The sequence below is a fragment of the Pseudomonas maioricensis genome (assembly GCF_022790535.1).
Lineage (GTDB): Bacteria > Pseudomonadota > Gammaproteobacteria > Pseudomonadales > Pseudomonadaceae > Aquipseudomonas > Aquipseudomonas maioricensis.
The window spans coordinates 68,009-89,006 of sequence record NZ_LOHG01000019.1 but is presented as its reverse complement, the minus strand read 5'-3'; the positions used below and the strand labels follow the sequence as shown (position 1 = coordinate 89,006).

Sequence of the window (20,998 nt, the reverse complement as noted above, 5' to 3'; positions counted from 1 at the left end):
GGTTACTTTTGACTGGGCCGGCTTCCGGATTTTCGAAAGTGACGCGCCGTAAGGGCGCAACCAATATCAGCAGCAACCGCAATAACGGATATACACCCCAACCCCGGTATCGACACTAAACCCAAACCCAACACGCAGCTTGAGCGTTACAGCATGTAACTGCTAGTTTGACCCCACACGCTAAAAGCCCTCCCGGATCGCGAGCCCAATGAACCGAAACGAACTGCGCAAGGCCGACATCAATCTGATGGTGGTTTTCGAAACCTTGATGCAAGAGCGCAACGTCACTCGCGCCGCCGAAAAACTGTTCCTCGGCCAACCAACGATCAGCGCCGCCCTCAACCGGTTGCGGGCGCTGTTCAATGATCCGCTGTTCATCCGCGTCGGTCACCGGATGGAACCCACCGCCAGGGCACAGGAAATCATTCATCACCTGTCCCCGGCACTCGATGCAATGTCGGTCGCCCTGAGCCTCACCCGGGATTTCGACCCTGCGAGCAGCGACATGACCTTTCGCATCGGTCTATCCGATGACGTCGAATACAGCCTGATGCCCGCCCTGCTACGCGCCATCCGCGAAGAAGCCCCCGGCGTTGTACTGGTCATCAAACAGGTCAACTACTGGAATATCTCCGAGTTGCTCATGTCTGGCGAAATCACGGTGGGGGTATGCCTGACTCAGGAGCTGCCCGCCAACGCCAAACGCAAACTGCTGCGTTCCATACAGCCGATGGTGGTACGCGCCGACAAATCGGCAACGCCGATGACGCTGGACGAATACTGCGCACGTCCACATGTGGTGGTCTCTCACGTGGCCAATATCAGCAGCTTCGCCGATGAATGGCTGGACGCGATTGGTCGCAAACGCAAGGCCGTACTTTCAGTGCCGCAATACAGCACATTGCCCGCACTGATGGCGGGCACTGATTTGTTGTGCAATTTGCCGGACCACCTGACTCAGGCAATGATCAATACCGGCCAACTGTACGGCGAACCCCTGCCCTTTATCACTCCGAATCTGGAACTGTCCATGACCTGGCTGAGCATCATGGACACCGACCCGGCAGAGCGGTGGTTACGCAAAAGACTGGAAGAATTCATGGGAGACCGCGACAAGGTCTCCCCGATTCTCTGAGAAGGGAAATCAGCCGAAACGGCCGGTGATGTAATCTTCAGTCTGGCTTTTGGATGGCTTGGTGAAGATGGTGTCGGTATCGCCGTGCTCGATCAGCTCGCCCATGAACATGAACGCGGTGTAATCCGAGCAACGCGCAGCCTGCTGCATGTTGTGGGTCACGATGATCACCGTGAACTGCTCTTTGAGCTCAGTGATCAGTTGTTCGATACGGCCAGTGGAAATCGGGTCAAGGGCTGAAGTCGGCTCGTCGAGCAGCAGGACTTGCGGGCGCAGCGCGATGGTGCGGGCAATGCACAGACGCTGCTGTTGACCGCCAGACAGACCGGTCGCGCTCTTGTTGAGTTTGTCTTTGACTTCGTCCCACAGCGCAGCACCACGCAGGGCCTCTTCCACGCGGTCTTCCATTTCACGGCGCGACAGCTTTTCGTGGTGCTTGATGGCGTAGGAAATGTTGTCGAAGATCGACATCGGGAACGGCACAGGCTTCTGGAACACCATCCCCACGTGGCTACGCAGGCGGTTCATCGAATAACCCGGCGCCAGGATGTTCTCACCGTTCAGCAGCACTTCACCCTTGGCTTCCTGCTTCGGGTACATCGCGTAAATACGGTTGAACACGCGCAGCAGGGTCGACTTGCCGCAACCCGACGGACCGATGATCGCGGTGATGCGTTTTTCCGGGATGATCATGTCGATGGATTTCAGCGACTTCTGTTCGTTGTAGAAAAACTCCAGACCACGAACTTGAATCTTGGTTTTTTCATTGGCAAGGGAAAGGTTATTCATCAAGACGCCCTATTGCGCAAAAGAATTAAGCGGGAAGCGAGGCTGAGGATCAGCACGAACAGTGTCATGACCAGAGCGCCTGCCCAGGCCAGAGAGTGCCAATCGTCGAATGGGCTCATGGCGTACTGGAACACCACGACCGGTACGCTGGCCATCGGCTTGAGCAGATCGCTGCTCCAGAACTGGTTGCCGAACGCGGTAAACAACAACGGCGCGGTTTCGCCAGTGATGCGGGCCAGCGCCAGCAAGACACCTGTCACCACACCGGCCTTGGCGGCACGCAGTACGATCTGCAGGGTCAGCTTCCACTGCGGCACACCCAGCGCCAGCGCGGCTTCGCGCATGGTTGAAGGCTGCAACTGAAGCATTTCATCGGTGGTACGCACCACCACGGGGATTACCAGCAACGCCAACGCCAGCGCACCGGCAATCGCCGAAAAGCCGACCTTGTGATCCGTCCATTCGTTGAGGGGCAGAATCACCGCGGTGTACACAAACAGGCCCAGCACGATGGACGGAGCCGACAACAGGATGTCGTTGACGAAGCGGACCGCGTTACCCAGTTTCGAGTAGCGGGCGAACTCTGCCAGCCAGACACCAGCCATCAGGCCAATCGGCGTACCGATCAACAGGCCGATGCCGGACATCAGCACGCTGCCGTAAAAGGCGTTGGCCAGACCGCCTTCAACGCCAGGCGGCGGAGTCATGCCGCTGAACAGTCGAAAGTTCAAGGCATCCACACCATTGATGATGGTGGTCAGCAGGATCCACACCAGCCACAACAGGCCGAACGCCGTCGCGGCGCAGCTCAGGACCATTGCTGCTTTGTTCTTCAAGTCGCGAACCCGATAAAGGCTCTCGTTGCCAGTCACTTCCTTACTCATAACCCCTCCTTGCGGGACAGACGCGACAGCATGATGCGAGCCAGAGCCAGCACGATGAAGGTCACTACGAACAGCAGGAAGCCCAGGGCAATCAACGACGAGCGATGCAAGTCGGTGTAAGCCTCGTTGAACTCGTTGGCGATTACCGAAGCAATCGAGCTACTCGGCATCATCAGCGACGCCGAGAACTGGTGGGAGTTGCCCAGTACGAAGGTCACCGCCATGGTTTCACCCAGCGCACGGCCCAGTCCGAGGAAGATGCCGCCGACAACAGCGGAACGGGTGTACGGCAGAACGATGTCCCAGACCACTTCCCAGGTCGTGCCGCCCAACGCGTACGCCGACTCTTTAAGGGTGGTAGGGACACTTTTGAATACTTCGACCATCACCGAGGTAATGAACGGCGTGATCATGATCGCCAGCACGATACCGGCGGTGAGCATGCCGATACCCAGTGGCGGCCCCTGGAACATCGTGCCGATAAAGGGCAGCTCGCCCAGGTTGTCATTGATCCACGGTGCAATATGTTCAGCCATATAAGGGCCGAACACGAACAGGCCCCACATGCCGTAGATGATCGAAGGAATACCCGCCAACAACTCGATAGCCGAAGAAATCGGCAGTCGCAACCATGGCGGCGCTACTTCAGTCAGGAAAATCGCAATGCCGAAGCTCACCGGAACGGCGATCAGCAAAGCCAGAAAAGAGGTGACCAACGTACCGTAGATCGGCACCAGTGCACCAAACTTGCCGTCGACCACGTTCCATTCGGTGCTGGTTAAAAAACCGAAACCGAAGGTCTGGAATGCAAGGCTGCCGCCCCACAAGGTCGAAAGTGCGATACAGCCGAGCAATGCCAGAACCAGCATCGCCGAACCGCCCATGACGCGTTTGAACCAGCGATCATGACGCTGATCACGGGCCGCGCGGCGTTCACCTTCAGTGACGGAAGCAGGGATCGCAGCGGACAAATATTGGGTGTTTTCAGTCATCTTGGGTCCACTCGCAAAGAAACCCTGTCATCGGGCAGCGATGACAGGGGTGAGCCGGAGAAACGTCGAATTACTTGGTGAACTCGGTTTTCCAGTAGTCCTCAACCTTGGTAACCAGGGCTTTCGGCAGTGCTACATAGGACAGGTCTTCAGCTTGTTTCTGACCGTTTTCCAGCGACCACTTGAAGAAGTCGAAAGCAGCAGCGCTTTGCTCTGCGTTCTTGGCTTTCTTGTACATGATGATCCAGGTGGTAGCCGTGATCGGCCATGCAGTTTCGCCCGGAGCGTTGGTCATGATCAGGTTGAAGTCTTTAACGCTGTTCCAGTCAGCAGTGTCAGCTGCAGCAGCGAAGGCCTTGGCGTCTGGCTTGATGAACTTGCCCGCAGCGTTCTTCAACTGGGTGTAAGACAGTTTGTTGGTTTCAGCGTAGGAGTGCTCAACGTAGCCGATCGAACCCTTGATCTGCTTGACGTAGGCCGAAACGCCTTCGCTACCCTTGCCGCCTACACCGGCTGGCCATTGAACGGTCGAACCAAACTTCAACTTCTCGTTCCACTCCGGGCTGACTTTGCTCAGGTAGTTGGTGAAGTTATACGAAGTGCCCGAACCGTCCGAACGGTGAACAACGGTGATGTTCTGGTCTTTCAGTTTATCTTTGAGCTCTGGGTTCAAGGCAACGATCGCTGGATCGTTCCACTTCTTGATTTCACCCATGAAGATTTTGGCCAGTACTGGACCATCAAGCTTCAGTTGACCAGGCTCGATGCCTTCAACGTTGATGATTGGCACGATGCCGCCGATCACGCTTGGGAACTGACCCAGACCGCCTTTCTCAAGGTCTTCTGCAGACAGCGGGGCATCGGAAGCGCCGAAGTCTACGGTTGCAGCCTTGATCTGAGCGATACCACCGCCAGAACCGATCGACTGATAGTTGATGCGGTTGTCGGCAGACTTGCTGTAATTCTGCGACCACGCGGAGATAACCGGGAAGACGAAACTCGAACCAGCGCCTGTTACGTCTACCGCATGAGCCATGCCACTCAGGCACATCGAAGCGAGCAGAACCGACAAGCGTTTTTTAGTCAGCAGAATCACGGCGATACCTCAACAAGGGAAATTTGGTGGCCCATCCATGGGAAGGCCCGATGCGGATTTAATCCTCGGAATGTTGCGGTTTCATGACAATCAGTCGAGTTGTGTCACAAAGGGGCTTTTTTGTAGGTTTTTTCTGATGGAGAGTGAATGCGTAACTTCGTGTTTCGCCCAATGAAAACCGGGGTTACACAGATAGGGGCGAGAAATTTTCCGAATAATAGCTTTGAGCCACTCATATCACTGAAATGCCGACTGTCTTCAGGTCCGGCAGCCCTGAATGTTGCATTTTGACGACAGGAATTTTGCAGACTAGAGATGTCACATCCACACCATTGGTCGGCATGCACGGCACCTATCGCCCCTTCCCGCCACCAAAAAGATGTATCGCCCCTAACAATGGAGATTCATCTGATGAACAAAAATAAAATGACTGCCCTGATGCTTGCGGGGCTACTGACTGCGGTCACAGGCTCGGCGTTCGCAGGCTCAACCGGACCGACCAACCCGGTGGATACAACGCCTAAAACGCCCGCCAGCGGTATGGAGAAAAATAATACTGATGGCACCAGTACCAACCCACCGGGTACCTCCCCTGGAGTCAAGGGCATGGACCCGGAACCCAAAATCGATGGTGCTACCGGTACAGGCAACGGGATGCCCAATGATCAGAACAAGAGCGAAGGTAGCAAGGGCGGCAATTCGGGCGGCGCTGGCGGGTCGGGCAGTGGTGGCTGATCTCTGATGCATTCCCTGTTGGAGCGAGGTTTGCCCGCGAACCCGGTGACGCGGTATGTCAGACAACACGCGTTATCGTTCTTCGCGGGCAAGCCTCGCTCCAACAGCAACCGCTCACAGGCCACTATGGAAAGTTAAACCTGTTAGTTGATGTGGCTGTGAATCTTTTCACAAGGCTCCTGCATCACAGGGGTTGCCCACTGCACATAACACACCACTACCGGCATGCCATGCTCGGCGCAGAAGTCCAGCCAGCGCAGCTGATTGTCCTGCAACCGGTCACCCGGCCCCTTGACCTCAATCATTCGATAGCGCTGTTGCGCCGGGAAGAATTGAATCAGGTCCGGCATACCGGTCCGGTTGGCCTTGATGTCCAGTAACAGCCGCCTGAACCAGTGCCGTAGATGCTCGACCGGCAGACAGTGCAACGCCTGCTCAAGCAACTCGGGCGTCAAAGCGCCCCAGAATACGAAAGGCGACTGCAGGCCGAACTTATTCTGGTAACACTCACGAACGGTGTCCTGCCAGGTACCGGAATCAAGCTGTGCCAGACAAGCATCGAACAGCCCGGCACGCCTCGTGTAGAAATCCGGGCTGTGCAGATCACTCGGCCCACTGTGAAAGGGATGAAAAAATGCGCCCGGTAACGGGGCGAAGATGGCTGGCCAGCAGAGCAGACCGAACAGCGAGTTGATCAAGGTATTCTCGACGTAGTAAACCTCACTGCCCTCCTGCGCAAGATGCTGCTGGACCATCTGTTCCACTGTCAGGTCAGAGCGCTGCGGCACACTGACATCCAGACGTTCGACTTTACGCGTGACCCTTCGGACCTTATCGATAAGTCCAAGCTTGCGCTGCAGACGTGGTAGTACCCGACGTGCATGCTGCTGCTCGGCATCGCTTCGCGGCGCGGCTTGCACCTGCTCGAGTAACCCCATGGCGGCGTTATAGTCCTCGCAGCGTTCCAGCACCCGAATGCGCCGGGAGCGAGCGCCGGGGTAGTCGCTGCACTCGTACACGCTCAACGCCAGCTGCCAGTCCTGCTCACGCTCGGCCTGCTGACCGATCTGAAACAGTGTCTTGCTGCGGCGCATCTCGAGCCAGGGATTGCGGGTGTAGATAGCCATGGCGCGTGAAGCCAGGAGCTCCAGTGCCACGCCCTCATCCAGCGCCTGACGGCAGGCGTGCAACTCAAGGCAGGTATCGATATCCGCCCGGTCACTGATGGCCCGGGAGTCCAGCGAGAACTCGACCTTTTCATAGCGATACACGCCCAGGTCCGCCAGAACAAACTCGGACCATTCCTGGTAGAGGTTTCCGAAATACAGCAAGCGCAAACGATCACAGAGCGGCATCACCCGCAGGGCGAAAATCGTTTCGTCCAGATCAGCGTGCCAGCTGTCCAGGGGTTGCGCGATCTGATGGTGGGGTTGTAACAGCTCCAACAGTTCGTGCTTTCGCTCCGTGCCGCGAACACCGTGCGCCTTGAAGCAGGCCGCCAGTTCGGCCTTGCGCAACAGAACAAACAATTGTTCGAGGCTGAGCGCCGGGCGCGGGTCAACCCAGCCGTTGATCAGCAGCGGTTGCACCGCTTCGCGCGTGTCACCCAGCTCGGGGTAACCCAATTTGCTGGAGCGAAACAGCTCGCCTTTGCGCATGACCATGCGCACCAGCAGACCTTGAGCCGGTTGCGGCAATTGCGCAAAGCAGCGAATGAATTCCTGTTCCTGCTCATCCAGCAAGTCAGCATAGCGCTGCCCGATCCAGGCCAGCACCTGACGGAAGTTCTCAAGGTAGTAAAACGGATTTTCCAGGGGCGACGTGTTCACAGCAGGGGTTCGCAACCAGTCAGACATATCGGCAAGGATACTGTTTATGCATACAGATTCCAGTCTTGAATCAGCCCCTCCGATAAATGGCTTACAGTTCGCCGATGTATGAAGCGCTAGAATCGATATTCCTCACTGTTACGCAGGAAATCGACAATGCAGATTGCCACTGCACCGCAGATTTATCTGGCCGGCTTCGATGTATTTCGGGCAGATGCCATTGAGCATGGTCAATACCTCAAGGCCTTGTGTACCGCTCACAGCTTGGAAGGCTTGTACCCCTTCGACAACGAAGTACCCACCGATCTCTCTGCTCAGGAAACCGCGCAACTGATCTGCTCGATGAACATCGCCATGATTCAGCGCAGCACGGCGGTGCTGGCCAACCTGAATGTGTTCCGCGGTCTTGAACCGGATTCCGGGACGGCGTTTGAAGTCGGCATGGCAATCGCGCTGAACAAGCCCGTGTGGGTTTATTTCGACCCGGTGGAGTCGCTACGAGATCTGGTACCGCACGACGTGAATGGTTATGACGAACACGGGTATGCAGTGGAGGATTTCGGTCTGCCGAGAAACTTGATGCTGGCTTGCACCTGGGCCGGTTCGAGTTCGACAGTTGAATTGGCGGTCGAGGCCTTGTCGCTGTATCTGGCAAGACAAATGCCCGATCAGTAGGAGCTAACACTGGATCTGTAGGAGCTCACCGAGGTTACGAGGCCAGCGAAGGCGGAGTATCAGACAGACCGCCTTCGCTGGCCTCGTAAGTGCAACTGGAACACTCAGTTCACCGATGAAGAACCCACGTCACTGCTAAAAATCGGGTCCAGCTTGTCCGAGTCGCTGAATTCGTCCAGCCCCAGCACATCCAGGTCCAGATAACCTTCCGGGTCAGTATCTTCATCCGCATCGGCATCGTTCAGCGGCGATTGATCACCACCAAAATGATGGTCTGCACATGCATAAAAATGCGCGGAAGTGACCTGCATGTAAAACGGTGAAAGTGTCTGCATCTACTGCTCTCCTGATCATTTCTCTGTGCCAGCGCCACCAACGTGCTTGCATGACCACAGGCTAACCCAGCCTGTAGGAAAATGGAGCTAGCTGTGTCAGCTCCAGCTCAAAAATTCTCCGCTGCTGTCACGTAACATCTGCACCATGGCTTGCGCCGCGGGCGATAGATACCCGCCTTTACGGACTGTGCAGCCGATGGTGCGTTTCATGGTGGTTTCCTTCACAACCACTTCGCGCAAATGTTGCATGTTGTTGCCGAACTCGAGGGTTTCACGGGCAGTGAAGCTCAGCAAGCTGGTGCGCTCGATCAGCCCCGGCAATAGCGGGATCGAGTTGGCTTCAATCTGCGCGACAGGTAGCGGCAATTGTTGAGCACTGAACGCCTGATCCAGCCATTTGCGCGACGAGACGCTGGCGGGCGGCAGTACCCAGCGATACGCGCAGAGGTCAGCCATCGTATAGCGAGTCTTGAAGATCGGATGATCCTTGCTGGCGATCACAACCGCCTCGTCTTTCAGAATCTCAAAACTCTCGAACTGCTCATCGTCAGTAATCAGCGTGCAGATGATCATGTCCAGCTGTCCGGACCGCAGGGATTCACGTAACAGGTCGTCCTGACCAATAACCATCTTCAAGGTGATATCCGGGGCGCGTTGCAACAGCGCTGACGTCAGCTTCGGCAGCAAGTATTCGGCCATGGTCGACGCACAGCCCACGCGTATGTTTCCCACAGCACCACTGGCAAAATCGCGCACCTCGCGCTGGGTCTGGGCGATGCTCTGCTGCAGCACCTTGCCCCGTGCCTGCAGCAACTCCCCGACCGGAGTCAGCTTGATCCGGCGACCGTCGCGCTGAAACAAGCGAGTGCCAAACGACTCCTCCAGGCGCTGAATGCTTTTCGTCAGCGCAGGCTGGCTGCGGTTGAGTTTCTGCGCAGCACGCCCAAGGTGGCCGAGCTCGGCAATCGTTTCAAAATAGGCAAGATCGCGGAGATCCATAATTCATCAACCAAAGTTATCAATTCATGACTATTAGAAAATAGACTTGATCGATTGAAGTGTCGATACTTTCGTCGTACGAGCGTCCTGTCTCGCCTTGCGGAGCCCCCCCCTTGTCATGCGCCTCTGGCTTTTCGCTGCATACCCTTCCAAAACCGGTTCAGTGGTTGGGCCTGATCTTGCTTGCAGGTGCTGCTGGACAACTTCTCAAATATTGGCAAATGCCCGCGGCACTGTTCCTTGGCCCCATGTTGGTGGCGATAGGATTCGGGGTGATGGGCGCGAACATCCGCCTGCATAAAAACCTGTTCCGCCTGGGTCAGGGTACGGTCGGCGTACTGATTGCACATTCGATGACCATGGCCGTACTGATCACCGCGTTACATTCCTGGCACGTCATGCTGTTTGCGACCGCACTCACGGTGCTCCTCAGTGCCGGGGTCGGCCTTTGCCTGGTGCGTTATGCCGGAATTGCGGGCAGCACCGCGGCCTGGGGCACATCGCCCGGCGCAGCCTCAGCGATGGTTGCGATGTCGGAAGACTATGGCGCCGACTCGCGCGTGGTAGCCACCATGCAATATGTGCGGGTGGTCTGCGTGGTGATGGTCGGGGCCGTCGTCAGCCGAATGATTGGCGTGGAAGGCGGCGGTACCGAAGCACACAGCGCCCAGGTGGAGCTGCAAGGCATCAATCTGCTGAACTTTGCCTTGAGCCTTGCGGTGATTGTGTTCGGCATCATCGTCGCCAGTAAAATCCCTGCGGGTGCGTTGATGGGGCCGCTGCTGATTGGTGGCGCTCTGCAATTGAGCGGGCTGCTGCAAATCACCTTGCCCACCTGGATGCTGACATTGGCCTATGGAGCCATTGGCAGCTACGTCGGATTGCGTTTCGACCGTCCGACCATCCGCTATGTATGGCGCCGCATGCCGGCGATGATTCTTGGCTCAATGCTGCTGATTGTGCTTTGCGCACTTTCGGCCTGGTTGATTGCGGTCATGCTCGACAAGGATTTTCTATCGGTTTACCTGGCTACCAGCCCCGGCGGCCTGGATGCGATGGCGATCATAGCCATTGATACCCATTCGGATGTTGGCTTCGTACTGGCCATGCAGACACTGCGCTTGATCGGCGTCATCCTCACCGGCGCATTCCTTGCGCGGCAAATAATCCGCCTGACTGACAAGGGCGTGCATTCGCACTGATCGCCCTTGATCCATTGAATCTATCGCGCTGGCGCCTCTCAAACAGTTAATCACTGCGTCTTTTGAGAGGACCACCGTGAGCACCGTCAAAATCGCCACCTTTAACATCAATGGCATCCGCAGCCGCTTGCCTATCCTGCTGGACTGGCTGCGGCGCGAGAGTCCCGACGTGGTGTGCCTGCAGGAATTGAAAGCCGCCGACCTCGCCTTCCCGATTAATGAAATTCGTGAAGCCGGCTACGGTGCGATCTGGCAAGGCCAACCGTCGTGGAACGGCGTGGCCATTCTCGCCAGGGACATGGAGCCGCTGGAGGTACGTCGTGGTCTGCCAGGCTTCGAGAAAGACAGCCAGAGCCGCTACATAGAAGCGGCTGCACACGGCGTGATTGTCGGCTGCCTGTACCTGCCCAATGGCAATCCGCAGCCAGGCCCCAAGTTCGATTACAAACTGGCCTGGTTTGAAAAGCTCATCGAGCATGCCGGGGCGCTTTATGACAGCGGGCATCCGGTGGTGCTGGCAGGTGACTACAACGTAGTACCGACCGACGAAGACATCTACAACACACGGTCATGGCTCAAGGATGCGCTGTTGCAGCCAGAAAGCCGTGAGTGCTTTCAGCGCCTTCTCAGCCAGGGCTGGACTGATGCACTACGCACCTGCTTCCCGGACGAACGGATTTACACCTTCTGGGATTATTTTCGCAAACACTGGGAAAGCAACTCCGGCTTGCGGATTGACCATTTGCTGCTCAATGCGCAAACCAGCGCCCGGCTCGAACGCGCCGGAGTCGATCACTGGCCGAGAAATGAACCCCACCCCAGTGATCATGCGCCAACGTGGGTGGAGCTGGAGATGGGGGATTAGGGTGCTCGGCAATCCCTGTGGGAGAAAATTGCCACGCAGTGAGACCGCATCGACTCACCCCATCCCCGCCAGAGCACTCGCCAGACTCGGGGCCAACGGCAATACCGGCAGCGAGGTCGCCTGATAGGCGTGATACAGATCCGGTTTGCCTGCCCAGATATCCGCACTGGGCTGATTGAGCTCGTTGAGTTCATGACGCCAACTGCCCAGTTCGCGATCAATGAATAACGTTTCGTTGAATTCCCAGAAGCAGCGATACCAGTCTTCGTACTGCTTTTCATCGGTGCGCTGCAATAACGCGGCGGCGGCAGCGGCGGCTTCGCAATGGACCCAATGCAGGCGATGACGAACCACCGGTTTCTTCTGCCAATCCAGGGTGTAGACAATGCCCGGCAAGCCGTCGACATTCCACGCATCGCGGCAGGCATTGGCAAACAGCTGGCGCGCATCAGCAAGCAGCCAGGCCGGAGTCGGCAATTTCAGACGTTGACGCGCAGCTTCCAGATGCAGCAACAGCCTTGCCCACTCGAAGGCATGGCCCGGCGTCGTGCCGTACGGGCGGAAACCATCAGCCCGGTTATCGTGGTTGTAATCCGGTAAAGGCTGCCAGGACTGGCTGAAGTGCTCGACCACCTGATGATCATTGTCAGCAGCGTGACCATGGATAACCCGTTCGACGATCCGCAATGCCCGATCCAGCCACTGGGCATCACCGGTGACATCGGCAAGCGCGAGAAAGGCCTCGGTACTGTGCATATTGCTGTTCGCACCGCGATACGCTTCCTCTTGCGTCCAGTCGCGAGCAAAGGACTCACGCATCGCGCCCTCCTCCTCGCTCCAGAAACGACGCTGAATGACCTCGATCACATCCGACAGCAACGCCTGCGCGCCGGGACGCCCCGCGACCACTGCTGAACTGGCCGCCAGCGCCACAAAGGCATGCAGATAAGCCTGCTTGTCAGCCTTGCTCTGCTCAGTCAACGGACCGCTGAACCAGCCACCGTGCTGCGTATCACGCAACGGCCCACGCAATGATGCAACGCCGTGGTCTACCAGTGCCGCGCAGCCAGGTATGCCTCGCACATGAGCCATGGCAAAACTGTGGGTCATACGCGCGGTATTCATGGTTTCGGCTTGAGCGTTTGCAGGCAGGACACCGCGCTCATCAAGATTGCCAAACCCTTGGGGCAGCCGTGAGGCCTTGGCGAAAGTCAGCAGCCGATTACCTTCACGGGCCAGCCACTCATGATGTCCGGGCGCCCGAAGCCAACTGCTGAAAAGATTGTTCTTATTGTCCATGAAGCTGTCTCGCCTCTGTCATTGAGCAGAGGCGAATCATGCCCGGCACGACCCGCCATGGGCAAGCGCGCCGACCAGACAGCAGCGAATCAGACCTTGAAGCGCGCCACCACTTGGTTCAGGTCCCCCGCCAGACGCGACAGTTCGTTGCTGGACGCGCTGATCTGGTTGGCACCCTGAGTCGACTGCATGGACAGATCGCGGATGTTGACGATGTTGCGATCCACTTCCCGCGCCACTTGAGCCTGCTCTTCCGCCGCACTGGCGATGACCAGGTTGCGCTCGGAGATCTGATTGATGGACGAAGTGATGTCGGTCAGAGATTCACCGGCACCCTGGGCCAGGGTCAGCGTTTCGTTGGCGCGCTCGCTGCTGGTCAACATCGATTCCAGCGCCTGAGCGGAACCGCTGCGCATGGCGCTGACCATCTTGTCGATTTCCAGGGTGGACTGCTGAGTGCGATGTGCCAGCGCACGCACCTCGTCGGCCACTACGGCGAAACCACGGCCGGACTCGCCCGCACGTGCGGCTTCAATGGCAGCGTTGAGGGCCAGCAGGTTGGTCTGTTCCGCAATGGAGCGAATAACGTCGAGCACCTTGCCGATATCCTGAGACTGATCCGCCAGGCTCTGGACCAGCGCCGAAGTGGCCTGGACGTTATCGGTCAGGGTCTGGATCGACTGCACGGTTTCCACTACGCGCGCCTGCCCTGCCTGAGCCGACCGGTTGGAATGGTTCGATGCATCAGAGGTGGATACAGCGTTACGCGCCACCTCTTCCACGGCCGAAGTCATCTCGTTGATCGCGGTCGCGGCCTGGTCGATTTCCGCGTTCTGCTGATGCAGGCCGCGGTAGCTGTCTTCGGTGACCGAGTTCAGCTCGGTAGCCGCCGAGGCCAACTGTGTTGCGGAGCTGCCAATGTGTTGCATGGCCGAGCGCAGATTGCCCTGCATTTTGTCCAGCGCCACCAGCAGGCGCGTCACTTCATCGCTGCCATCAACCGTGATGCGTTGGGTCAGGTCGCCGTTGGCTACATGCTCAGCAGCCGTTACTGCCACTTCCAGCGGGCGCACGATGCTGCGGGTCAGCAGCAAGGCCAGGGCGACGGTGCCCAGACCGGCAAGGATCACGAAGATGAAGACAATGTTGCGCGACTTTTCGTACTGCTCTTCGGCAGCCTTGCCTTCAGCGTCCACGTGCTGGGCATAAAAATCGCCCAGGTCGGCCAGTTGTTTGCCGGAGCCATCAACGATGGTTTTCATGTCTACGAGCAGTAGCTTGTTCAGCGCATCCCGGTCATTTTGTGCGGCGATCACAAACGACTTGTCCAGCGCCTTCTGGTACTCGGCCAGTGTCACCCGGAACTGATCGCTAAGTACTTTCTCTTCAGGGGTGTCCACGAACGAAGCGAAAATATCGAGCTTCTTGTTCAGATCCTGATTCCGCACGTCGAGCTGGCTGCGGTACGTCGGGATGTTTTTCGGATCCGGGTCAAGCGCCATACGCAGGGAGATCGTACGAATGCGCAGCATGTTTTCACGGATATCACTAATGACACGCATGCTGGGGAGCCAGTTGGTTTCAACGGCGACTTCACTCTGCCGAATCGTCGACATCTGAACCATGGCAAACCAGCCGAGCAAGGCGACCAGCAACGAGATAAGCGTGAAGCCAAGACCGGCTCGGCGGGCGATAGTCAAATTGCGTAGGTTCATGACGAGAGCTCTTATTATTGGCAGGAAGGTCAGACTGAGCAGCAAAAAGTTGTAGGACAACTTTAGCTATCGACTGGCCAATCGGCTTCTTGAGGGTCCTTGAGACTAACGACAACAATTATTTGCGGGGCTGTCCCACATCAGCTTTTTGCTATCCGACGAATGTCTTAGAGCAAACCGCCAACCTGTGTGTCTAGACCATAACGGCCTCAAAAATGACCCGTGGCTCTTTTAAAGGAGATTCAGTCATGCATCTGGAAGGTTCATGCCATTGCGGCGAAGTCGAATTCAGCCTGAACAGCGCCCATCCCTATCCCTATCAACGCTGCTATTGCTCCATCTGCCGCAAGACCCAAGGCGGTGGCGGTTACTCGATAAACCTGGGCGGCGATGCCAAGTCGCTGAAAATCAAAGGGCGCGAGCACATCACGATTTACCACGCGAAAATGCGCGAAGACCATCACGTCAGCACCAGCAGTGCCGAGCGGCATTTCTGCAAATTGTGCGGCAGCGGTCTCTGGCTGTTCAGCCCCGAATGGCCAGAACTGATTCACCCGTTTGCATCAGCCATCGACACCCCGCTGCCCACACCCCCTGAGCACACTCACCTGCTTCTGGACTCCAAAGCGTCCTGGGTTGAAGTGGATGCGCATGAAAAAGACCAACAGTTCGACAAGTACCCCGAGGAATCAATTGCCGAGTGGCATGAACGATTGGGATTGGTGCGCTAAGAGCGTCCTTAACAGTTGCTAGCCGAGAGGGATACACATGGCAATGCATCATGTTGCGCAATTTGCCGACCTGAAGGAGGACCGCCCGACACCGGTCACGATCGGCGACACACAACTTGTCCTGATCCGGATTGCAGATCAGATTCGGGCATACCAAGGCGAATGCCCCCACGCCGGTGCGCCACTGGCCGATGGCGCGATATGCTCGGGCAGCCTGATCTGTCCTTGGCACAAAGCCGCATTTGCTATCGATGACGGGGGTCTTCGCGAGCCACCGGCACTGGACTCGTTGCAACGCTACCCGGCCAGCGTGGAGGGAGGTCGGGTGGTCGTCGACGACCAACCGCTGTCGATATCCCGTCCGGCTGCCCTGCCAGACCGGCGCTACTTCGTCATAGTCGGCGGCGGTGCTGCGGGGACGGCCGCCGCCTCTGCGCTGCGCGAGCAAGGCTTTACCGGCCGGCTGGCATTGATTGACCCGCAGGAAGAGCCGGGTTATGACCGAACCGCCCTCAGCAAATTCGTCATTGCTGGAGACATGCAGCCGAACGAAGTGCCGGCCTTGCGCGACGAAAGTTTTTATCTTGATGAAAACATTCAGCGTATCCAGGCAGCCGTCACCAGGCTGGACGCACAAAACAAGCAAATAACCCTTAACACTGGCGAGCGCATTGATTACGACGCGGCCCTAATTGCCACCGGAGGCATACCGAAAGAACTCACGCTGCCCGGTGCCGACCTTCCACAAGTCCTGACCTTGCGCTCACGTGATGATGCGGCAGCGGTACTCGATGCCGCGCAGCCAGACGCCAACGCGGTGATCATCGGTGACAGCTTTATCGGTCTGGAGGCGGCATCTGCGTTGCGCAAACGAGGGCTGGCGGTGACAGTGCTTGCCCGCCATGAGACGCCTTTTTTGGCGCAATTCGGCGAGCGCATCGGCACCGCAATCCGCCGACTGCATGAGCAAAACGGCGTGCTGTTTCGCACCCATGTCGAAGCCATGCGCTTTACTGGCGAACACGCTTTGGAATACGTGGTGCTCGATAGCAGTGAACGCCTACCCGCCGACCTGGTTCTGGTAGGCACCGGCGTTCGCCCGGCTACGGATTTCGTCCAGGGACTGAAGCGTCACGAAGACGGCTCTTTGATTGCCGATTCAGGCATGCAGGTGTGCGACAGCCTGTGGGCAGCAGGCGACATGACAACGTTCCCGGTGGCGGGCTCCACCGTGCGAAGCGAGCACTGGCGGCTGGCGCAGCAACAGGCGCGCATCGCCGCCCACAATATGCTCGGCGGCCATGTGCAGTTTGCCGATGTGCCGTTCTTCTGGACCTTCCACTTCGGCAAACGCATCGACTACCTGGGCCGCGCCGAGCAGTGGGATAACATCGTTTATCTCGGAGAACCGGAGCGCTTTGAGTTCATCGCGCTGATCTGCAAAGACGGCCTGGTTGCAGCCGCAGTTGCCTGCCAGTACGAACGCCCGATGGCACTTCTCGCAGAGCGAATGAAGCAGCCGTTAGGCGTTGATGAGGCTCTGGATTTGATCAAAAAAGCTGAGTGATTAAACACCGGTGGCACAGGCATTAGCGGGGAAAGCAGCAATGCTCCCGCTTCAGACCCGTTCTGAAATCTCGATCAGATTCAGATCCGGATCGCGCACGTACACGGAACGTATCGGCCCGGTCGCGCCAGTGCGCATGACGGGCCCTTCGATGATCGGCCAGTCAGTCTGCTTCAAACGCTCGATCACCTGCTCCAGCGGCACCGATGCGATAAAGCACAAATCCAGAGCGCCCGGCACCGGCAAATGCGCCTTGGGCTCGAACTCCGCGCCACGAACATGCAGATTGATCTTCTGCTCGCCAAACCTGAACGCGATGCGTCCAGCACCGAAAGTCTCCAGTTGCATGCCCAATACCCGGACGTAAAAGTCTTGGGTGGCGTCGGGATTTACGGCGGTCAGGACCAAATGGTCAAGGTGATCGATCATTGCGGATGCTCTTAAGGGACACATCAGCCAATGAAACTTAAACAGGGGAATAAAGTCCAGTAGCGACGAATCGCAAGTGACTAGGTAGGGAGCATCCGGGTTATTTATGCGAACTCGGCAATATGCCCCCCGCACCTCACTGGTTTAATCTAGGGCACATTTGCACACAGACGGTTGTGCGGACAATCCCTCCTCGCAATTGATTCAAGCGTCAGTCTGGTAGACGTTGCCAGACTGACGTACTCATACGGACAGGGAAATGCGCGAAACGTCCTGCCTCTCGGCATTCTGACTAACTTGCCTAACCCATTCAGTGCGAATTTGCTTAACACCGACACTCAGGATTTTGCCGAAATCAATAACGTGTTCAAAATCATTGATATCCGCCTTGAACCGACCGCCGAAAGTTTCATGATCGTGGTCAACCATTTTCATCATGGCTTTGGCTCTGCCCTGCAACTGAAGCTTGATATCATCAAAACCATTGATGCGTTCGGTCAATAGCGTTTTTTCAGCTTCAGTAAGACTTCCCTTGTAATCCAGAATTTTTATGGAGGCACTGCTACTCAGGGTAAAACCAAATGACTTATCAGCAAGCTCGGGATGCGTATCAGCCAAATCTTTCATAAAACGCGAGTAGGTAGTTTGCGTTAGCGCAAAATAAATTTCGTTGCACGCCTTTTTCATCCACACATACTCTTCTCGAGTGGTGAAGTGCTCATAGCCGGGATCGGTCAACCAAGGCTTCTCCTGATATTCATAAAACGGGCGTTCTTTAGCCACTGCGGGCGGAAATTCAACCGTCTCTTCCAGTAGTAGTTCTCCGCTTGTCCTTTCTGAGTGCTGATTAAGCATTGCCGCGACCTGCTGCAGGCCGACCAGACTATTTGATATACCGTTAATATTCACAACCCTGCTCTCCACTTGGCGTCTTATTTAATAACGGCAGCGCCTGAAAAACCTTGTCCTGATAACGCAGTAGGAAATTTCTGATGAATCCACGAATGTGACGCCATTCTCAAAGTTCAACCCAAGCATCCATTTCAAATGAAACAACCACTTTTGTAGGAAGCTTCTGATTTTAAAAGGCGCGAGTTGACGCCTTGTTTAAATCTCTATTACGTCGATTTTGACAGTGGCATGTTGCCCTGCATAATCGACTAGAGAACATCCATGAACACATTAAAAAAGAGAAATATTAAACGATGGCTAATCCCGGCAATCATCTCGGCTGGCCTGACCTATGGAGCCCATGCGAATACCGAGCAGACGGACGCGGTCAATACTACGGGCAGCGAAACTACTGCAGCTGAACCAGCAGTCGACCAGCAATTTTCAGAACCCAGATTCTCCGTCCTTGAAGACAAACTGCACAGCTTGAATGACGCGCTTACCAGCAGGCACCCAGTCCACTATTACGGCTTTGTTTCGCAGCGTGGCCAAGACGTGATCCTTATGTTTCCTGGCGGCAATCCAACCACACAAGCCTGGAAGGTTGAGTACTACGAGAACGGTAACTGGGTGGCGCATAACCTGCCGAGTAAAGTATTTTCAAATCTCGAACCCGGCGCCGAGCTTATCATCCGCGTAACGCCCCGAAATCGGCAGCATGGAGCGAGTATTTCCTACTCCCTGAACTTCGGATCGTACCCGGTTCTTAAAAAGTACGATCTGCATGATGAGCCGGGGGTAATCAGAATTCCTAGCGGGTATTCGGAGCCGGGGTGGCTGGCGACACAAGCTTATAAAGAAGCATTGCTTGAGGTTGTGTTTACCGATACGCAGGGAGCTCCGCTGGAGGGAGGCAAAGCGTTTTTTCGTCTATCCTTCGGCCTTGAGCAAAAGCCTGTTGAATGGAATATGGTGAGTGATGCAAATGGATTAGCATCCAGGCGCGTTGAGCTGGGCCGCTGCGATGGAGGAAAAGAAGCTCAAGATTTTGTTGATAGACATCACGGCTTCAATACTTGGCGGTCCTACTATCGAGTGGGAGGTTACTACTTGCGGAACCTATCAGAAACTAATGCCGCGACACTGCCTCACTTGTTCCATTTCGGACATATTTGCAGGCAGCAACTTATCAAAACCGTGCCCCCCCCGTCTTTAGTCTCACCCTCAGCCTGGCAGACAACAGTCTGCCAGGCTGATAGGCCTAGACCGTTAATAATATCCGTGTGGATTCACGCTCCCCCGCATTCGTTTGCACTTGTCCGACCCACTCGTCATACACATTATTGACACTGGCATTCATGAGCTTTGCAAAATCGATAACACCTTGGAAATTCTCGATATTCAAAACGTACCGTCCACCAAACGTTTCATGATCGTGATCCACTAGAGTCATCATTCCTCTCGCACGTGCGCGCAACTGACTTTGAAAACCATCAAAAGCGTTGATTCGTTCTGTCAGCTCTGTTTTCTCAGCGTCAGTAAGGCTTTCGTTATAGTCAATTATTTTTATTGAGGCGCTTGCATCCAGCGTAAAACCGAATGCCTTTACAGCCAGCTCGGGGCGAGTGTCCGCGAGCTGCTTCATAAAACTCGAATACGTTATCTGTGTCAGATCAAAATCCATCTCTTCATTTATTTTCTTCCATTTCACGTAATCCTCTCTTTGGTTGACATGCTCATACCCAGGCTCTGTCAACCATGGTTCTCTCTGATATTCATAAAATGGTTTTTCTTTTGACACCGCTGCTGCCGATTCGTCAACCTCGTTCGCCCTGGAATGTTTACTGCTTTCATTCGGTTCCTGGCCGCGCACCTTATTGACCTGCTGAAAGCCAAGCAGACTATTGCCGATACCATTGATATTCATCATGCGCCCCTCCGTTTGGCGTTATATCCAATAGCGGCTTAACCCGACAAAACTTGCCCTGATAACGCAGTCGGAAATTTCTGATGAGTCCGCGAACGTGACGCCATTCTCAAAGCCCCAACCCAGACAGCCATCATTCAGTCAGGTAGTTTCCTGCCAGACTGACGATTCACACTGTCAAATCGATGTGTGACGAGCCCTGCTGCTCCGCATGGTTTTTTACCTGGCCAACCCACTCATCATGCATGTCTTCGATACTGGACCTCAGTACCTTGTTAAAATCGATAACATGTTGAAAGCTTTCAATGCTCACTGCGTATCGACCGCCAAAGGTCTCGTCATCATGATCGATGAGCGTCATCATACTTTTTGCTACTCGTTGCAATTCAGACTTAAATCCCTCAAAGCCATTGAGGGCTTTCGTGAGTACATCCCTCTCCGCTTCAGTCAGGCTTTCATCATAATCAATTACCTTGATAGAGGCATCTGCACCTAGCGTGTAGCCAAATTTCTTACTCGCTATTTCAGGGTGAACATCCGCCAGTGCGTTGATAAAACCATCATGCGCACGTTTTGCAGATGCCAGATGAAGGCGTTCAAACAATTTTTGCTCCAATACATACCCGTGTAAATTTTTGAGGCACTCAAATACGGGCTCTGATAGCCAAGGTTCTTTCTTGTACTGATAGAACGGGAGTTCATTTATCTCAGTAGAAGCGGTCGCAATCGCCGTTTCAACCGCGACTCTTTCACCGAGGCCCTTTGGCTGCTGATTAAGCGTTAGGCTGTTTGACTGGAAGCCGTTAAAACCGTTTGATAGACCATTAATATTCAACACACTGCCCTCCATTCGATGTCTTATTAATAACGGCAGCACCTGAAAAACCTTGCCCTGACAACGCA

General features: G+C 55.7%; 20 protein-coding genes and 2 pseudogenes. 8 read left to right on the top strand and 14 right to left on the bottom strand.

Going from position 1 to position 20,998, the window contains the following annotated elements; all coding sequences use genetic code 11:
* Positions 1-208 precede the first annotated feature (208 nt).
* Positions 209-1,135 carry a LysR family transcriptional regulator gene (locus AUC61_RS22605; protein ID WP_122663700.1) on the top strand — a complete coding sequence of 309 codons (927 nt, stop codon included), beginning with the start codon at positions 209-211 and terminating at the stop codon, positions 1,133-1,135.
* Positions 1,136-1,144: 9 nt separating this feature from the next.
* Here the strand turns inward: AUC61_RS22605 and pstB are convergent, their stop codons facing one another.
* The 4 genes from pstB to pstS all read right to left on the bottom strand — a co-directional run bounded on the left by pstB (position 1,145) and on the right by pstS (position 4,896).
* Positions 1,145-1,924 (bottom strand): phosphate ABC transporter ATP-binding protein PstB, encoded by a 780-nt coding sequence (pstB, locus tag AUC61_RS22600; RefSeq protein WP_087263883.1) that lies wholly within the window; start codon positions 1,922-1,924, stop codon positions 1,145-1,147.
* Complete coding sequence (gene pstA, locus AUC61_RS22595) at positions 1,924-2,808, bottom strand: phosphate ABC transporter permease PstA (RefSeq protein ID WP_243248413.1); 885 nt, start codon at positions 2,806-2,808, stop codon at positions 1,924-1,926. Before pstA ends, pstB begins: the two co-directional genes overlap by 1 nt.
* A complete protein-coding gene (gene pstC, locus AUC61_RS22590; RefSeq protein WP_243248412.1) occupies positions 2,805-3,800 on the bottom strand; it encodes a phosphate ABC transporter permease subunit PstC in 996 nt (331 codons plus the stop codon). Before pstC ends, pstA begins: the two co-directional genes overlap by 4 nt.
* 70 nt (positions 3,801-3,870) lie before the next feature.
* On the bottom strand, positions 3,871-4,896 hold the full coding sequence (pstS, locus tag AUC61_RS22585) for a phosphate ABC transporter substrate-binding protein PstS (protein ID WP_243248411.1): 1,026 nt from the start codon (positions 4,894-4,896) through the stop codon (positions 3,871-3,873).
* Between the two features lie 411 nt (positions 4,897-5,307).
* Here pstS and AUC61_RS22580 point away from each other — a divergent pair, with 411 nt between their 5' ends.
* The gene (locus AUC61_RS22580) at positions 5,308-5,631 is read left to right on the top strand and encodes a hypothetical protein (RefSeq protein ID WP_243248410.1); all 324 of its coding nucleotides are present in this window, start codon (positions 5,308-5,310) and stop codon (positions 5,629-5,631) included.
* Between the two features lie 143 nt (positions 5,632-5,774).
* Here AUC61_RS22580 and AUC61_RS22575 read toward each other — a convergent pair whose 3' ends face one another.
* The gene (locus AUC61_RS22575) at positions 5,775-7,487 is read right to left on the bottom strand and encodes a VRR-NUC domain-containing protein (protein ID WP_243248409.1); all 1,713 of its coding nucleotides are present in this window, start codon (positions 7,485-7,487) and stop codon (positions 5,775-5,777) included.
* Positions 7,488-7,616: 129 nt separating this feature from the next.
* On the opposite strand from AUC61_RS22575, the gene AUC61_RS22570 reads away from it, so the two are divergent.
* Positions 7,617-8,135: a nucleoside 2-deoxyribosyltransferase gene (locus AUC61_RS22570; RefSeq protein ID WP_243248408.1), complete on the top strand. Its 519-nt coding sequence runs from the start codon at positions 7,617-7,619 to the stop codon at positions 8,133-8,135.
* Positions 8,136-8,239: 104 nt separating this feature from the next.
* On the opposite strand, the gene AUC61_RS22565 is transcribed toward AUC61_RS22570, so the two are convergent.
* Positions 8,240-8,470, bottom strand: coding sequence for a hypothetical protein (locus AUC61_RS22565; protein ID WP_243248407.1), 231 nt, complete (start codon positions 8,468-8,470; stop codon positions 8,240-8,242).
* A gap of 96 nt (positions 8,471-8,566) precedes the next feature.
* Positions 8,567-9,469, bottom strand: a complete 903-nt coding sequence (locus AUC61_RS22560) for a LysR family transcriptional regulator (protein WP_243248406.1) — start codon at positions 9,467-9,469, stop codon at positions 8,567-8,569.
* A gap of 113 nt (positions 9,470-9,582) precedes the next feature.
* Here AUC61_RS22560 and AUC61_RS22555 point away from each other — a divergent pair, with 113 nt between their 5' ends.
* Both AUC61_RS22555 and xth read left to right on the top strand, forming a co-directional pair.
* Positions 9,583-10,671: an AbrB family transcriptional regulator gene (locus tag AUC61_RS22555; protein WP_243248405.1), complete on the top strand. Its 1,089-nt coding sequence runs from the start codon at positions 9,583-9,585 to the stop codon at positions 10,669-10,671.
* Positions 10,672-10,747: 76 nt separating this feature from the next.
* Complete coding sequence (xth, locus tag AUC61_RS22550; protein WP_243248404.1) at positions 10,748-11,536, top strand: exodeoxyribonuclease III; 789 nt, start codon at positions 10,748-10,750, stop codon at positions 11,534-11,536.
* Between the two features lie 54 nt (positions 11,537-11,590).
* On the opposite strand, the gene AUC61_RS22545 is transcribed toward xth, so the two are convergent.
* The 3 genes and pseudogenes from AUC61_RS22545 to AUC61_RS26760 all read right to left on the bottom strand — a co-directional run.
* On the bottom strand, positions 11,591-12,835 hold the full coding sequence (locus AUC61_RS22545; RefSeq protein WP_243248403.1) for a D-mannose isomerase: 1,245 nt from the start codon (positions 12,833-12,835) through the stop codon (positions 11,591-11,593).
* Between the two features lie 89 nt (positions 12,836-12,924).
* On the bottom strand, positions 12,925-13,764 hold the full coding sequence (locus AUC61_RS26765; RefSeq protein ID WP_422765600.1) for a methyl-accepting chemotaxis protein: 840 nt from the start codon (positions 13,762-13,764) through the stop codon (positions 12,925-12,927).
* 18 nt (positions 13,765-13,782) lie between these two features.
* Positions 13,783-14,550 (bottom strand): annotated as a pseudogene (locus AUC61_RS26760) (MCP four helix bundle domain-containing protein); the annotation flags it as partial.
* 248 nt (positions 14,551-14,798) lie between these two features.
* On the opposite strand from AUC61_RS26760, the gene AUC61_RS22535 reads away from it, so the two are divergent.
* Together AUC61_RS22535 and AUC61_RS22530 are read left to right on the top strand one after the other, a co-directional pair.
* A complete protein-coding gene (locus AUC61_RS22535) occupies positions 14,799-15,281 on the top strand; it encodes a GFA family protein (protein WP_243248401.1) in 483 nt (160 codons plus the stop codon).
* A 37-nt stretch (positions 15,282-15,318) separates the two neighbouring features.
* Positions 15,319-16,848 carry an FAD-dependent oxidoreductase gene (locus tag AUC61_RS22530; RefSeq protein WP_243248400.1) on the top strand — a complete coding sequence of 510 codons (1,530 nt, stop codon included), beginning with the start codon at positions 15,319-15,321 and terminating at the stop codon, positions 16,846-16,848.
* 51 nt (positions 16,849-16,899) lie between these two features.
* Here AUC61_RS22530 and AUC61_RS22525 read toward each other — a convergent pair whose 3' ends face one another.
* Positions 16,900-17,277, bottom strand: a complete 378-nt coding sequence (locus AUC61_RS22525; RefSeq protein WP_243248399.1) for a VOC family protein — start codon at positions 17,275-17,277, stop codon at positions 16,900-16,902.
* Between the two features lie 243 nt (positions 17,278-17,520).
* Positions 17,521-18,186 (bottom strand): hypothetical protein, encoded by a 666-nt coding sequence (locus AUC61_RS22520; protein ID WP_243248398.1) that lies wholly within the window; start codon positions 18,184-18,186, stop codon positions 17,521-17,523.
* Between the two features lie 264 nt (positions 18,187-18,450).
* On the opposite strand from AUC61_RS22520, the pseudogene AUC61_RS22515 reads away from it, so the two are divergent.
* Positions 18,451-19,374 (top strand): annotated as a pseudogene (locus AUC61_RS22515) (hypothetical protein); the annotation flags it as partial.
* Positions 19,375-19,429: 55 nt separating this feature from the next.
* Here AUC61_RS22515 and AUC61_RS22510 read toward each other — a convergent pair.
* Together AUC61_RS22510 and AUC61_RS22505 are read right to left on the bottom strand one after the other, a co-directional pair.
* Positions 19,430-20,098, bottom strand: coding sequence for a hypothetical protein (locus tag AUC61_RS22510; RefSeq protein ID WP_243248396.1), 669 nt, complete (start codon positions 20,096-20,098; stop codon positions 19,430-19,432).
* Positions 20,099-20,264: 166 nt separating this feature from the next.
* The coding region (locus AUC61_RS22505) for a hypothetical protein (protein ID WP_243248395.1) at positions 20,265-20,998 on the bottom strand (734 nt) is incomplete at its 5' end.

What these genes read in the sequence shown, in the direction of transcription:
- AUC61_RS22605 (WP_122663700.1), top strand. Translation starts at nt 209, where the DNA reads ATGAACCGAAACGAACTGCGCAAGGCCGACATCAATCTGATGGTGGTT.
- pstB (WP_087263883.1), bottom strand. Translation starts at nt 1,924, where the DNA reads ATGAATAACCTTTCCCTTGCCAATGAAAAAACCAAGATTCAAGTTCGT.
- pstA (WP_243248413.1), bottom strand. Translation starts at nt 2,808, where the DNA reads ATGAGTAAGGAAGTGACTGGCAACGAGAGCCTTTATCGGGTTCGCGAC.
- pstC (WP_243248412.1), bottom strand. Translation starts at nt 3,800, where the DNA reads ATGACTGAAAACACCCAATATTTGTCCGCTGCGATCCCTGCTTCCGTC.
- AUC61_RS22580 (WP_243248410.1), top strand. Translation starts at nt 5,308, where the DNA reads ATGAACAAAAATAAAATGACTGCCCTGATGCTTGCGGGGCTACTGACT.
- AUC61_RS22575 (WP_243248409.1), bottom strand. Translation starts at nt 7,487, where the DNA reads ATGTCTGACTGGTTGCGAACCCCTGCTGTGAACACGTCGCCCCTGGAA.
- AUC61_RS22570 (WP_243248408.1), top strand. Translation starts at nt 7,617, where the DNA reads ATGCAGATTGCCACTGCACCGCAGATTTATCTGGCCGGCTTCGATGTA.
- AUC61_RS22565 (WP_243248407.1), bottom strand. Translation starts at nt 8,470, where the DNA reads ATGCAGACACTTTCACCGTTTTACATGCAGGTCACTTCCGCGCATTTT.
- AUC61_RS22560 (WP_243248406.1), bottom strand. Translation starts at nt 9,469, where the DNA reads ATGGATCTCCGCGATCTTGCCTATTTTGAAACGATTGCCGAGCTCGGC.
- AUC61_RS22545 (WP_243248403.1), bottom strand. Translation starts at nt 12,835, where the DNA reads ATGGACAATAAGAACAATCTTTTCAGCAGTTGGCTTCGGGCGCCCGGA.
- AUC61_RS26765 (WP_422765600.1), bottom strand. Translation starts at nt 13,764, where the DNA reads ATGCAACACATTGGCAGCTCCGCAACACAGTTGGCCTCGGCGGCTACC.
- AUC61_RS22535 (WP_243248401.1), top strand. Translation starts at nt 14,799, where the DNA reads ATGCATCTGGAAGGTTCATGCCATTGCGGCGAAGTCGAATTCAGCCTG.
- AUC61_RS22530 (WP_243248400.1), top strand. Translation starts at nt 15,319, where the DNA reads ATGGCAATGCATCATGTTGCGCAATTTGCCGACCTGAAGGAGGACCGC.
- AUC61_RS22525 (WP_243248399.1), bottom strand. Translation starts at nt 17,277, where the DNA reads ATGATCGATCACCTTGACCATTTGGTCCTGACCGCCGTAAATCCCGAC.
- AUC61_RS22510 (WP_243248396.1), bottom strand. Translation starts at nt 20,098, where the DNA reads ATGATGAATATCAATGGTATCGGCAATAGTCTGCTTGGCTTTCAGCAG.